Annotated in this window: 14 protein-coding genes; 6 read left to right on the forward strand and 8 right to left on the reverse strand. The window is 36.4% G+C overall.

Annotation, left to right across the window (positions count from 1 at the left end):
- Positions 1-108: 108 nt before the first annotated feature.
- On the forward strand, positions 109-699 hold the full coding sequence (locus ACFO5O_RS10545) for a carboxymuconolactone decarboxylase family protein (protein ID WP_387963550.1): 591 nt from the start codon (positions 109-111) through the stop codon (positions 697-699).
- Here ACFO5O_RS10545 and ACFO5O_RS10550 read toward each other — a convergent pair.
- The 4 genes from ACFO5O_RS10550 to ACFO5O_RS10565 form a co-directional block, all read right to left on the reverse strand.
- Positions 696-2,414, reverse strand: a complete 1,719-nt coding sequence (locus ACFO5O_RS10550; protein WP_387963552.1) for a M28 family peptidase — start codon at positions 2,412-2,414, stop codon at positions 696-698. The two genes, ACFO5O_RS10545 and ACFO5O_RS10550, sit on opposite strands and share 4 nt — an antisense overlap.
- A 6-nt stretch (positions 2,415-2,420) precedes the next feature.
- Positions 2,421-2,993 carry a uracil-DNA glycosylase family protein gene (locus tag ACFO5O_RS10555; protein WP_387963554.1) on the reverse strand — a complete coding sequence of 191 codons (573 nt, stop codon included), beginning with the start codon at positions 2,991-2,993 and terminating at the stop codon, positions 2,421-2,423.
- The gene (gene rsmI, locus ACFO5O_RS10560; RefSeq protein WP_387963556.1) at positions 2,993-3,664 is read right to left on the reverse strand and encodes a 16S rRNA (cytidine(1402)-2'-O)-methyltransferase; all 672 of its coding nucleotides are present in this window, start codon (positions 3,662-3,664) and stop codon (positions 2,993-2,995) included. Before rsmI ends, ACFO5O_RS10555 begins: the two co-directional genes overlap by 1 nt.
- 102 nt (positions 3,665-3,766) lie before the next feature.
- Positions 3,767-4,507 (reverse strand): hypothetical protein, encoded by a 741-nt coding sequence (locus tag ACFO5O_RS10565; RefSeq protein WP_387963558.1) that lies wholly within the window; start codon positions 4,505-4,507, stop codon positions 3,767-3,769.
- A 102-nt stretch (positions 4,508-4,609) separates the two neighbouring features.
- Between ACFO5O_RS10565 and ACFO5O_RS10570 the strand changes: the two genes are divergently transcribed.
- The 5 genes from ACFO5O_RS10570 to ACFO5O_RS10590 all read left to right on the forward strand — a co-directional run bounded on the left by ACFO5O_RS10570 (position 4,610) and on the right by ACFO5O_RS10590 (position 8,983).
- Positions 4,610-5,257, forward strand: coding sequence for a thymidine kinase (locus ACFO5O_RS10570; protein WP_119030331.1), 648 nt, complete (start codon positions 4,610-4,612; stop codon positions 5,255-5,257).
- The gene (alr, locus tag ACFO5O_RS10575; RefSeq protein ID WP_387963560.1) at positions 5,250-6,353 is read left to right on the forward strand and encodes an alanine racemase; all 1,104 of its coding nucleotides are present in this window, start codon (positions 5,250-5,252) and stop codon (positions 6,351-6,353) included. The genes ACFO5O_RS10570 and alr overlap by 8 nt, the downstream gene beginning before the upstream one ends.
- A gap of 77 nt (positions 6,354-6,430) precedes the next feature.
- A complete protein-coding gene (gene mscL, locus ACFO5O_RS10580; protein WP_387963562.1) occupies positions 6,431-6,835 on the forward strand; it encodes a large conductance mechanosensitive channel protein MscL in 405 nt (134 codons plus the stop codon).
- A gap of 173 nt (positions 6,836-7,008) precedes the next feature.
- Positions 7,009-7,998, forward strand: coding sequence for an aspartate-semialdehyde dehydrogenase (locus tag ACFO5O_RS10585; protein ID WP_387963564.1), 990 nt, complete (start codon positions 7,009-7,011; stop codon positions 7,996-7,998).
- 73 nt (positions 7,999-8,071) lie between these two features.
- A complete protein-coding gene (locus ACFO5O_RS10590; RefSeq protein ID WP_387963566.1) occupies positions 8,072-8,983 on the forward strand; it encodes an ABC transporter ATP-binding protein in 912 nt (303 codons plus the stop codon).
- Here ACFO5O_RS10590 and ACFO5O_RS10595 read toward each other — a convergent pair.
- The 4 genes from ACFO5O_RS10595 to accC form a co-directional block, all read right to left on the reverse strand.
- Positions 8,976-9,431 carry a GreA/GreB family elongation factor gene (locus tag ACFO5O_RS10595; RefSeq protein ID WP_387963567.1) on the reverse strand — a complete coding sequence of 152 codons (456 nt, stop codon included), beginning with the start codon at positions 9,429-9,431 and terminating at the stop codon, positions 8,976-8,978. The two genes, ACFO5O_RS10590 and ACFO5O_RS10595, sit on opposite strands and share 8 nt — an antisense overlap.
- Complete coding sequence (mtgA, locus tag ACFO5O_RS10600; protein WP_387963569.1) at positions 9,421-10,119, reverse strand: monofunctional biosynthetic peptidoglycan transglycosylase; 699 nt, start codon at positions 10,117-10,119, stop codon at positions 9,421-9,423. Before mtgA ends, ACFO5O_RS10595 begins: the two co-directional genes overlap by 11 nt.
- A gap of 1 nt (position 10,120) precedes the next feature.
- Positions 10,121-11,236 (reverse strand): NAD(P)/FAD-dependent oxidoreductase, encoded by a 1,116-nt coding sequence (locus tag ACFO5O_RS10605; protein ID WP_387963571.1) that lies wholly within the window; start codon positions 11,234-11,236, stop codon positions 10,121-10,123.
- Positions 11,237-11,351: 115 nt separating this feature from the next.
- Positions 11,352-12,704 (reverse strand): acetyl-CoA carboxylase biotin carboxylase subunit, encoded by a 1,353-nt coding sequence (gene accC, locus ACFO5O_RS10610; RefSeq protein WP_387963573.1) that lies wholly within the window; start codon positions 12,702-12,704, stop codon positions 11,352-11,354.
- Positions 12,705-12,718 lie beyond the last annotated feature (14 nt).

Here is a 12,718-nt window from a genome sequence, read left to right on the forward strand (position 1 = left end):
TTTAATAATTCGAACACAAGTAATATCCATTTAATATGCTGCCTTCAATCAAATTTAGTATTAGGGATATTTCTTGTAAGTTCAAAAATAGCACTAAAAAATATAATTATGCCATTAGTAACACCATTATCTGCCGACCATGATTTAGAAACCAAAAAGCTGGCCGAATTCTTTAATGAAACCCTTGGGTTTTGCCCAAATTCGGTCCTCACCATGCAACGTCGCCCTGCCATTTCAAAAGCATTTATCAATTTAAATAAAGCGGTGATGGCTAACGAAGGTCGGGTAACATCGGCCTTAAAACGTATGATTGCTTGGGTAAGCAGCAATGCCACTGGCTGTAGGTATTGCCAAGCACACGCCATAAGGGCAGCAGAACGTTACGGTGCCGAACAGGAGCAGTTAGACAATATTTGGGAATACCGAACGCATCCCGCATTTAATGATGCTGAACGTGCTGCTTTAGATTTCAGTCTAGCGGCATCGCAGGTTCCTAACGCAGTAGATGAGAATATTAAATCACGTTTATATGCGCATTGGGATGAAGGTGAAATTGTTGAAATGTTAGGTGTTATTTCTCTCTTTGGATATCTGAACCGTTGGAATGATAGTATGGGAACCAGTATTGAAGATGGCGCTGTTGAAAGTGGCTCCCAATATTTAGGTAAACATGGCTGGAACAAAGGGAAGCATATTTAATTTTTCAGTTTTTCGATTATATTATCCGAAATTGATTTAATACGTTTTTTTGATTCTGATATATTTTGTTTTAGAAATACTTTTTGGGAAATCATATCAGCTGTAGATTCAATCGCTTTTAGACACCAATCTTCCCAAGCCTGTATAATTTCTAATTGAGAGTCAAGAGTTGCTCCATTTTCAATGGCAATTTGACTTTGTATCAATTCATCGTTTAGCCTATTTAACGCGGCAGTTTCTAAAATTTCAATAATATTTTTTGCAGTGTGTTCATCAGCGTTTAATAAGGTATAAGCCGAAATTAATGCGGCTGTACCAACATTTTTTAAGGTACTTTTTGCAACCTTATCCAATCGGTCGTTATCGGTATGGTAAAACTGATCGGTAAAATGCCAAAACAACACACTTGGAATATTATTTTTTAAAAATGGCACGTGGTCACTGCCGCCTTCATAAGGGTTGGTTTTTACCTTCCAATTGGCTCGTTTACCTTGGGCCTCAAATTGCGAAATCAAAAAATCGTTTAAATAATGCGGTCTCATGTCTTCCAGAGTAAGCTTTTGCCCTCCCCAATCGGTATGCTGGTCCTTACCTCGCGTCCATATAGCACTTGGATCGGGCATTTTTTCAATTAAGAACGTGCCTCCTGTGATCTCGGTATTTTCTCCTACCATGTCTAAGCTTATACCATATTTTATGCTTTTAGCTCTCACAGAATCTTCTTCTACATAACGTTGAGTAGACACAATTTCATCACCCCATAAAAAGGTTAAGGTTCTGTCAAGCTTTAACCGCTTGGTTTTTATCAATTGAGCTGTTAAACTTGCCATTTCAAGTGCCAAACCTACTCCGGTGGCATTATCATTAGCTCCCGGCTCTTGTACATGTGCACTAAAAACTAACCGTTCATTTGGATGCTTTGCACCTTTGATATCAGCCACAATTGTAAGCTCTTCTGAAGGATAGAATTTTGTTTGAATGTTTACAAATAACTCAACTTTACCTTGAGCTAACTTAGTTTTAAGTCGTTCTTTAGCTTGATATGATAAGGCAATGGCCCAGGATTCTTGTCGCGCGTTGTATGGAATAGAGCGAAATTGAATGGAGGTCGTATTCTTTTCAGGCTGTAAATAATCAGGATTGTTGTAAGTTACTATACCAAGTGCTCCGGCATCCAAAACGCCGTTTCTAATCAGTAGTGCCGGACTTGCCTCGGCAAACACAATTTTACCGTGAACATCAAAGTCTTTAAGCGTCTTTAGATCCTCAATGTAAATCACTTCGGCCAAAACACCTTTCTCTGGAGTACTAAAAGAGTTGAGTGCAATCATATTTCGGTTGGATGAAAACTCCAACAATGGAAACTCTTCATTTTTAATTTTAACAATGGCGTTGACAGGTTCCCATGTTGGACGCTCAAGAGGTCGTTTTTCAATTCTGTAGGTCAATAAATCGATTGGTTTAGCATTTGCTTCGTTCACAAATCCAGCTTTTTTTAACTGCTCTTCTATTTTGAAAATAGAGTTGTTGAAGCCTGTATTACCAACAACCCGCCAATACTGTTCTACGAATGCCGTAGTCTCATAAGCGAGATCTCCTGTGAATTCTGAAGCAACTGATGCTGAATAGTTTTGTTGAAAATCCTTTGGTCTTTCAGTCTTACACGATAGACATAGGAATAAAACAACAACAAATATAATACGTAAGCTATACATGAAAAATTAAGAAATAAGGGCGTGAACTTTTGTTTTTAAAACTGGCAACACCTCTTTGTCAAACCACGGGTTTTTTGACAACCAAAACCTATTTCGTGGTGACGGATGAGGTAAAGGGAAATAATCTGGCAAATAGGTTTTAAAATTGGCAACTGTTTCGGTTAAGGTGTCTTTAGCTTTTTCCTTTAAATAATAATTTTGAGCATATGTGCCAATGAGTAATATCAGTTTTACTTTTGGCATGTGCTCAAAAAGAGGCTGATGCCATTGTGGCGCACATTCTGGTCGCGGTGGTAAATCTCCTGATTTGCCTTTGCCAGGGTAGCAAAACCCCATTGGTATAATGGCGAATTTTGTGCTGTCATAAAAAACCTCATCCGAAACATTGAGCCAATTACGAAGCTGCTTACCACTAGCATCATCCCAAGGGACTCCAGAAGCATGAACTTTAGTTCCTGGAGCTTGACCAATGATAACAATTTTTGATTCTGTATGGGCTTCGGCAACAGGTCGTGGCCCGAGTGGTAAATGTTTAGCACAAATTGAGCATTGCCTTATGTCATTCAGTAATACCTCCATTATTTTTTGCCTGCAACCACAATCACGATTTCGCCTTTGGGTGGTTTTTTGGTGTAATGTTCTAAAACTTCTTTTACGGTGCCCCTAATAGTTTCTTCATATAATTTAGTCAATTCACGAGACACTGAAATTGGTCTGTCTTCACCAAAATACTCACAAAAATTGCTAAGTGTTTTGAGAAGTTTATGAGGCGATTCGTAAAAAATAATGGTGCGAGTTTCTTCTGAGAGTAGCGTTAGTCTAGTTTGTCTTCCCTTTTTTACTGGTAGAAACCCTTCAAACACAAATTTATCGTTTGGCAAACCACTATTAACTAAAGCGGGAACAAATGCTGTTGCGCCTGGAAGGCAATCTACTTCAATACCGTGTTCTATACAGGCTCGTGTTAACAAAAATCCGGGGTCTGAAATTGCAGGTGTACCAGCATCACTAATTAATGCTATAGTTGTTCCGCTTTTTAACTTGGTAATTAAGCTTTCAACGGTTTTATGCTCGTTATGCATGTGATGGGACTGTGCGGGCGTACTGATTTCAAAATGTTTGAGTAGTTTTCCAGAAGTGCGGGTATCTTCGGCCAAGATTAAATCGGCCTCTTTTAAAACTTCTATAGCCCTTAACGTGATATCTTTTAAATTACCAATAGGTGTTGGTACAATGTAAAGTTTGCTCATGTGTTAGCGATTGAACGGTTTGTTTGAGCTCTCCGAACGGAATCCGTTTGGAAGCGAGTAGTGAAAGCGCGACCGTGACTTTGGAGCGGAAACACCACAGATCTAATCGAACTTACTTTCAACGATTTGTAAAAAACGCTCCTCGATTTCTTCCTTTCCTGCCCAGTTGTTATAGTCTGGTTTCACAATATTTTGAATGAGGTTGGAGGCTTCTTTATAGGAAATTGCTGTGTTAATCTGTGACAATACGCGTTCGTAATCTTCTATTTTACCGTTGAATAAGTGTTTAATAAAGGCCAATTTATCATTGAGACCTATATTTAACCCTCCGTTTTTGAGTTTGTCATTTAGAGATTTTTTAAAGTTCTCTCGTATTTTTGCATCAGTGACGGGTTCAAATTCAGGAATATCTTGAAACCCCGCGGTAATATCTTCTAGGTTTTTTTTATGAACTTGCTTTTGTGGTATGGCTTCTTCAAAAATGGCATCAATTTCATCAGCTTCATGTGGCATTTGAGCGACCATATCCTTGATTTTTTCCATTACAGGTTCCATAATATCATCATCTTCAACGTCATCTAGGTTGATATAAATTTTATCCTCTATTTCGATATTGTCACTTACTTTATTATTAAAAGCGGTATCCAACATGTCAAAAAATGAGGAGTCATTGCCTATAGTTGGTAATTCGTCTTCAAAATTATCATGTGCAAATTTTAAAACCGAGAGTTTTTCATATAGCAATGCTACTTCGGCATGCATTTTAATAACATCTTCTTTCCCTTTTAGTTTAAGAATCCTATGCGCAATACTTACCAATTCTGATTCCAACTTCTTCTTCATAACTTTTAAATTTAATGCTATTTAGGTTTTTGATTTTTAATAAATTTACGTCACCTTTATACAAAACGAAAATAAGCTTTGTTTTAGTGTTAAAATTACAAAATGTTTCTCGAAAATACTGTTAATCATAAAGAACAATTTGGTTGGATTGAAGTTATTTGTGGCTCGATGTTCTCGGGTAAAACCGAAGAACTGATTCGCCGGCTTAAACGTGCACAATTTGCAAGACAGAAGGTGGAAATCTTTAAACCTGCCATTGATGTACGTTATGATGAAGAAAAAGTTATATCACATGACTCCAATGAAATTAGATCAACTCCAGTCCCTGCTGCTGCTAACATTCCTATTTTAGCCGACGGCTGTGATGTGGTTGGTATTGACGAGGCCCAGTTTTTTGATGATGAAATTGTAAGGGTTTGTAACGATTTGGCCAACAAAGGGGTTCGGGTAATTGTTGCCGGTTTAGATATGGATTTTAAAGGCAATCCGTTTGGCCCAATGCCTAATTTAATGGCGACCGCTGAATATGTTACTAAAGTGCATGCTATTTGTACTAAAACGGGAAATTTGGCCCAATATAGTTATCGAAAAGCGAAAAGCGATGCTATTGTACTGTTAGGCGAAGTTGAAGAATATGAGCCCTTAAGCAGGGCGGCATTTTATAAATCAATGCTTCGGGACAAGGTTCGAAACATGAAGGTCAACGACCCCGAAGACATTTCTTTAAAACAGAAGTCATCAAATGCCTAAAGCCCAAGAAACTATTCTAGAGATTGATTTAAAGGCTTTAAGTCATAATTTCAATCACCTAAAATCAAAACTCAACGCAAACACCAAATTTTTGGCCGTAGTTAAAGCTTATGGCTATGGTAGTGACGCTTGTGAAATTGCGCTGCATTTGCAAGAACTTGGGGTAGATTATTTTGCTGTAGCATATGTTAAAGAAGGTGTTGCCTTAAGAGATGCTGGTATTACTTTGCCAATTTTAGTGTTACATCCCCAACCCGTTAATTTTAAAACTTTAATTGAACGTTGTTTAGAACCCAGTTTATATAATGCCAAAGTTTTAAGGGCATTTATTGATGCTGCTAAAGACGAAAAACAAAAGGATTACCCTGTTCATATTAAATTTAATACAGGATTAAATCGGATAGGATTTGGAGAAAATGATATAGACAATATTCACACGAGTTTAATTAATGTGAAATCTGTTCGTATAAAATCCATTTTCTCACATATGGCGGCAAGTGAAGATCTAAACGAAAAGGATTTTACCCTTAGCCAAATAGCATCTTTCAAGACTATTTGCGATAAAATTTCAAAACTATTTGGTTATCTACCCATGCAACACATGTGTAACACTTCGGGGATTTTGAATTACCCAGAAGCACATTTTGATATGGTACGAAGTGGAATAGGTTTGTATGGCTTTGGTAACTCTGAAAAGGAAAGCCAAGATTTAAAACCTATAGCTACTTTGAAATCGGTGATTTCACAAATTCATTTAATAAAAAAGGGGGAGACCGTTGGCTATAATAGAGCCTACAAAAGCGATACCTTTCAAAAAACAGCTACGATACCAATAGGTCATGCAGATGGTATAGGAAGGCAATATGGTAATGGAAAAGGATTTGTTACCATTAATGGAAAAAGAGCACCAATCGTTGGAAATGTGTGTATGGATATGATTATGGTAAACATAACTGATATTGAATGTCAAGAAGGTGATGAAGTCATTATTTTTGGACAACATCCAACCGCAGAGGTCTTTTCAAAATCGGCAAATACTATTTCGTATGAGATTATAACCGCCATGTCGCAACGTATTAAGCGTGTAATTCTATAATTAACTACCACATTTTTAGAGGTTTTAACAATTTTCTTTAAATTAGAGACTTAATAACTAACTTAAATCAATTTATTATGCTAAAAGAATTTAAAGATTTTGCCATGAAAGGCAATTTGGTTGACATTGCAGTTGCCTTTGTTATGGGTGCAGCTTTTAACAAGGTTGTAGCCTCTTTTACTGGTGGCATTATATCTCCTTTGATAGGTTTGATATTTAAATCAGACTTTAAAGATCTTAAATATGTTATCTCAGAAGGAGCTGCGAATGATGCTGGTGAAATTACAGGTGAGGTTGCAGTAATGTATGGTGACTTTTTAACGAGTTTAATCGATTTTATAATCGTAGCTTTTGTAATGTTTATGATTATAAAAGGAATCAATAAAATGAAGAAAAAAGAAGAGCCAGCTCCAGAACCAGCACCTGCAGGACCATCTGAAATTGACCTTTTAAAAGAGATTAGAGATGCATTAAAAAAATAGTATAGTAAAATTGATCTAAAACTTTCAGTTTTAATATTATACAATTTTCAAAAAAACCGGCAATTTTTTACATTACCGGTTTTTTTATGCCCTAATTTTTAACAAAAAATCTCGCGTTTTTTCATACAACACGCTTAAAAATGACATAATTTTGTCACCTAAAATTTTAAACCATGAAAATAGCCGTTGTTGGTGCCACAGGATTAGTTGGCAATGTGATGCTTAAAGTTCTTGAAGAACGTAATTTTCCACTCACTGAATTGATTCCGGTCGCTTCAGAAAGATCAATTGGAAAGAAGATCACTTTTAAAAATAAGGAATACAGTATTGTTGGTTTGGAAGATGCAGTAAACATGAAGCCGGAAATTGCATTATTTTCTGCTGGTGGAAGCACTTCAATTGAATGGGCTCCAAAATTTGCTGCAGCAGGTACAACCGTTATCGACAATTCTTCAGCTTGGAGAATGGATGCTGACAAGAAATTGGTGGTGCCAGAAATCAATGCTAAAGGATTAACCAAATCTGACAAAATCATTGCAAATCCAAACTGCTCAACTATACAAATGGTAATGGCTTTAGCGCCTCTTCATAGTAAATATAAAATAAAACGCATCGTAGTTTCAACCTATCAATCTATTTCAGGTACAGGTGTGAAGGCAGTTAAACAACTTGAAAACGAACTTGCTGGCGTTGAAGGTGAAATGGCTTATCATTATCCAATACATAGAAATGCCATTCCACATTGTGATGTTTTCGAAGAAAATGGCTATACCAAAGAAGAAATGAAGTTGGTAAGAGAAACTCAAAAAATTCTTAATGACAATACTATTGCAGTTACTGCAACTGCTGTCCGTATCCCAACATCAGGAGGGCACAGCGAGGCTGTAAATGTTGCTTTTGAAAACGATTTTGATCTAGCCGAAGTGCGTCAGATTTTAAGTCAAACTCCGGGTGTAGTGGTACAAGATAATATAGATGTTAATGTATATCCTATGCCAATCTACGCTCATGATAAAGATGATGTTTTTGTAGGTCGTATTAGGCGAGATGGTTCACAACCAAATACATTAAACATGTGGATTGTTGCAGATAACTTAAGAAAAGGGGCCGCAACAAATACGGTGCAAATTGCCGAATATCTTGTTGAGAATAACCTTGTATAAGATTTATGTTTATTTAATTCATAATAAAAACCGCCGCTATTAAGCGGCGGTTTTTTTGTCTTATTTTTACAGCATGTTAAATGTAAAGCAGCTTAACTTTAGTTATGATCAAACGCCGATACTGAAGGATATAAATTTTTCGGTAAACGCTGGAGAACATTTAGCCATAATTGGCGAAAGTGGTTCAGGAAAATCCACCCTGCTAAAATTACTTTATGGTGAATATGATGTAACCGAAGGTCGTGTTTTTTGGAAATCTACTGAAATCTTAGGGCCAAAGTTTAACTTGGTTGTAGGCTATGACTTCATAAAATATGTCGCTCAAGAATTTGATTTAATGCCTTTTATTTCTGTTGAAGAAAACGTTGGGAAATATCTTTCTAATTTTTTTCCGAAAGAAAAAATAGAACGTACCAACGAACTTTTAGAAGTTGTTGAGCTTTCCAATTTTGCAAAAACCAAGGTCAAAACCTTAAGTGGCGGACAAAAACAGCGTGTAGCGTTAGCAAGAGCATTAGCCAAACAACCTGAACTTTTACTTTTGGATGAACCGTTTAGTCATATTGATAATTTTAAAAAACAATCATTAAGACGACGGCTTTTTAAGTATTTGAAAGACAAAAATATAGCCTGCATTGTCGCAACCCATGATAGTGAAGACGTTTTGGGCTATGCTGATGAAATGATTGTTTTACACCAGGCTAATATTATTGCCAAAAACTCCCCAGAACAACTATATCGCCATCCTGAAACGCCTTTAATTGCTTCATTCTTTGGAGAATTCAATGTCATAAATGATGATTTTATTTATGCTCACCAATTAAAAGTTGTTGCCAAATCTAATTTAAATGCCATTGTTAAACAATGCTACTTTAAAGGTTCCTTTTACTTAATTGAAGCAGATTTTAAGGGTAAAACGCTTTTTTTTGAACACAGGTTAAAATTAGATGTAGGTCAAAGCGCTTATTTGGAAATAACTAAATAATTTTGGTGATTTTAAATACTTGATCTCTAAATTCAATGTGATCTCCTACACCTTTGCCAAGTAACTGTTGACCAATTGGAGTAGTTGAAGAAATGGCAAAAAAATCTTGTTTATGAGTATTTAGTTGCCCCAAACTAACAGCTATGAAATAATTAGTACTTGAAGTGAACACAACACTTCCAAAAGCCACTTGAGTTGTGACTCGATTCACATCTATTTTTGAAAGCGTAGATGCTAAATTATCAACTTCTGCCAGTTGCTGACCCAATTTTTCCCGCTCCAACTGCAACATTGCTCTTGTGGTCTCATGTTTATCTCCTGCGCTGCTTTTGGTTTCATTTTGCAAAGCTTCTTGTAATTCATCAAAGACCTTTTGTAGGTTAATTTGCCGCTCTTCTACTTTTTGAAAGCATAATTTGAGAAGGGATGTTTTAATATTATTTACCATCTTTTTTGTAGTAATCAATGGGGCCTAAATACCCCATTTGACGAACAATCCAGTTTTTTCTACTTTGTATATAAGCTGATGCAGGATTAGCTTTATATGTTCTGGGATTAGGCAATATGGCAGCAATGGCGGCCGCCTCTTGCTGTGTTAATCTGTTTGCCGATTTTCTAAACCAATAAGTTGAAGCAGCCTCTGCACCGTAAATGCCATTTCCCATTTCAATGCTGTTCAAATACACTTCCATTATTCGTTCTTTTGACCAAACTAATTCTATTAAAAATGTGAAATAAGCTTCCAGTCCTTTTCGAAGCCAGCTTCTATGTGGCCATAGAAAAACATTTTTAGCCGTTTGTTGACTTATTGTACTTGCTCCTTTTATACGTCTTCCCTTTTGGTTGTTCTCCATTGCCTTTTTAATAGCTTCAAAATCAAACCCATGATGATTTAAGAAATTTTGATCCTCACTAGCGATTACGGCTCGTTGTAAATTGATTGAAATATCATCTATAGATACCCAGTCATGCTTCCAAACCACGGCTTTATTTTCTTGGGATTGTTCAATATTTCTAATCACCATTAAGGGTGTAATTGGTACTGGCACCCATTTATATACCACCACCAATACTATGGAGATGATGAATAACCATAACAACGTTTTAAAAATAAATTTAAAGACCCTTTTTATCATTTTATTCTAGTAATTGCGCTAGTTCTTTACCAATAAGGCTTCCTATTGCCACTCCCATTCCCCCTAATCTAACACCACAATACACATGATTAGAAAGTTGCTTTATGATGGGTCTTTTTTGATCGCCTACTCCCATAATACCACTCCATCTATAATCAATTTCAAATTTTGCTTCAGGCAATATGGTTGTTTTAAGAAGTTCTTCTAACTTGTTTTGAATCATTTGAGTCTCTCCAAACTCTGTAGTTTCTTCGGTTTTAAAATCAAGGTTGCGACCGCCTCCAAACAATATTCTATTATCAATATTTCTGAAATAATAGAACCCTTTATCCAAATGAAATGTCCCTTTAATATGAAGGTTTTTTATGGGCTTGGTTATGAGAACTTGCGCTCTTGCTGGTTTTACGGGAACATCTAATAATTGTCGTGCAAATCCATTAGTAGCTATAAACAATTTTGAAGTAGAAAATTCAAAGGCATTTGTTTTGACGCTTACACTATCCAACTTTTCTGAAATTGCTTCAACATGACAATTGTTAAGAATTTTTATCCCATTAGATTGTGCTTTAAGTACTAAAGCCTCCATCATTTTTCCTGTATCAATCTGGCCTTCAAACGGGGTAAAAATATACTGCTCTTTTATATTCTTAAAATTGAAACTATTGTTTTTAAGGGTAAAAACCTCTGCTCTAAAAATAGGTTTTAAAAGCTGATTTACGATTTGCTTTCTCGCAATGCAATCTTCGAATACTGGACTGTCCTCATCTCTAAAAAGTTCATAACCGCCATGTTGTTGATAATCTATAGTACTTTCTCCAAGGGTCTGCTTTAACACCTCAAGTCCCTTTACTCTTTTATGAACTAGGTCAAAAACTTCTTCTTCAGAATGTGAATTTAAATCCTCTAAAATTTCGCTTAAACTACCAAAACAGGCGAAACCAGCATTTTTGGTGCTCGCTCCTTGAGGAAGCATGCCCTTTTCTAAGACTAAAATATTGGCTTTAGGGAATTGTTCCTTTAATTGTAGCGCACAATTTAAACCTACAATACCGCTTCCAATTACGGTATAGTCAATGTTAGAACACCATGATTTAATTTCCCAATAGGACAGGTTCACGCTTTTTGGTTGTTAGTTATTGGTAAAAGTAGGAATTTATTTTGTGTTCAATAATAGGATAAAATAAAACAAATTCTAATAAAAAACTCCGAAATTACTTTCGGAGCTTTTTTAATTATTCTTCTGATAAGGGTTGTATTTTAAACCCTTCCATAAACTTGGTGGTATAGTTACCTGCCAAATAATCTGGATGCTCCATAAGTTGTCTATGGAACGGAATTGTTGTTTTAATACCTTCAATGACGAACTCATCTAAAGCGCGTTTCATTTTATTAATAGCCTCTTCCCTTGTTTGGGCCGTGGTAATTAATTTGGCAATCATTGAATCGTAATTGGGTGGAATTGCGTATCCTGCGTAAACATGAGTATCTAAACGAACACCGTGTCCACCTGGTGCATGTAGTGTGGTGATTCTTCCAGGTGAAGGACGAAAATCGTTAAACGGATCTTCGGCATTGATTCTACACTCTATAGAATGTAAATTAGGTGTATAGTTTTTACCTGAAATTGGCACTCCTGCGGCAACCAAGATCTGCTCACGAATCAAGTCGAAATCAATCACCTGTTCGGTAATTGGGTGCTCAACCTGAATACGTGTATTCATTTCCATAAAATAGAAATTACGGTGTTTATCAACTAGAAACTCAATGGTACCTGCCCCTTCATATTTAATGAATTCTGCTGCCTTTACTGCGGCAAGTCCCATTTCTTCTCGTAATTCATCCGTCATAAATGGAGAGGGCGTTTCCTCTGTTAATTTTTGATGGCGACGTTGTATTGAACAATCACGCTCTGAAAGGTGACATGCTTTACCCGTTGAATCTCCAACAATCTGAATTTCGATATGTCGTGGTTCTTCAATAAGCTTCTCCATGTACATATCGTCATTCCCGAATGCAGCTTTTGATTCTTGTCTAGCCGAATCCCAAGCCGCCTTAAGGTTTTCAGGTTTCCATACGGCACGCATTCCTTTTCCTCCACCTCCGGCAGTTGCTTTAAGCATAACAGGATATCCTGTTTCTTTGGCTATTTTTTCACAATCTTCAAAATCTTTTATGATACCATCACTTCCAGGAACACAAGGAACACCAGCAGCTTTCATGGTAGCTTTGGCGGTTGCCTTATCTCCCATTTTAGAAATCATCTCTGGTGAAGCTCCTATAAATTTTATATTGTGTTCTTCACATATTTTTGAAAATTTTGCATTTTCAGACAGGAAACCATATCCTGGGTGAATAGCGTCTGCATTGGTGATTTCAGCAGCTGCTATAATATTAGACATTTTTAAATAAGACTCACTACTTGGTGGCGGTCCTATACAAACGGCTTCATCAGCAAATTTAACATGAAGGCTATCGGCATCTACTGTTGAATAGACTGCAACCGTTTTAATGCCCATTTCTTTGCAGGTTCTAATAACACGAAGTGCTATTTCTCCTCTATTGGCAATTAATATTTTTTTGAACATAACTCAATGTTTTA

The organism is Geojedonia litorea (assembly GCF_042654525.1).
Lineage (GTDB): Bacteria > Bacteroidota > Bacteroidia > Flavobacteriales > Flavobacteriaceae > Geojedonia > Geojedonia litorea.

Coding starts and splice junctions, on each gene's coding strand:
- mscL (WP_387963562.1), top strand. CDS start 6,431: ATGCTAAAAGAATTTAAAGATTTTGCCATGAAAGGCAATTTGGTTGAC.
- ACFO5O_RS10590 (WP_387963566.1), top strand. CDS start 8,072: ATGTTAAATGTAAAGCAGCTTAACTTTAGTTATGATCAAACGCCGATA.
- ACFO5O_RS10585 (WP_387963564.1), top strand. CDS start 7,009: ATGAAAATAGCCGTTGTTGGTGCCACAGGATTAGTTGGCAATGTGATG.
- alr (WP_387963560.1), top strand. CDS start 5,250: ATGCCTAAAGCCCAAGAAACTATTCTAGAGATTGATTTAAAGGCTTTA.
- ACFO5O_RS10550 (WP_387963552.1), bottom strand. CDS start 2,414: ATGTATAGCTTACGTATTATATTTGTTGTTGTTTTATTCCTATGTCTA.
- ACFO5O_RS10595 (WP_387963567.1), bottom strand. CDS start 9,431: ATGGTAAATAATATTAAAACATCCCTTCTCAAATTATGCTTTCAAAAA.
- ACFO5O_RS10555 (WP_387963554.1), bottom strand. CDS start 2,993: ATGGAGGTATTACTGAATGACATAAGGCAATGCTCAATTTGTGCTAAA.
- ACFO5O_RS10565 (WP_387963558.1), bottom strand. CDS start 4,507: ATGAAGAAGAAGTTGGAATCAGAATTGGTAAGTATTGCGCATAGGATT.
- mtgA (WP_387963569.1), bottom strand. CDS start 10,119: ATGATAAAAAGGGTCTTTAAATTTATTTTTAAAACGTTGTTATGGTTA.
- ACFO5O_RS10545 (WP_387963550.1), top strand. CDS start 109: ATGCCATTAGTAACACCATTATCTGCCGACCATGATTTAGAAACCAAA.
- ACFO5O_RS10570 (WP_119030331.1), top strand. CDS start 4,610: ATGTTTCTCGAAAATACTGTTAATCATAAAGAACAATTTGGTTGGATT.
- accC (WP_387963573.1), bottom strand. CDS start 12,704: ATGTTCAAAAAAATATTAATTGCCAATAGAGGAGAAATAGCACTTCGT.
- rsmI (WP_387963556.1), bottom strand. CDS start 3,664: ATGAGCAAACTTTACATTGTACCAACACCTATTGGTAATTTAAAAGAT.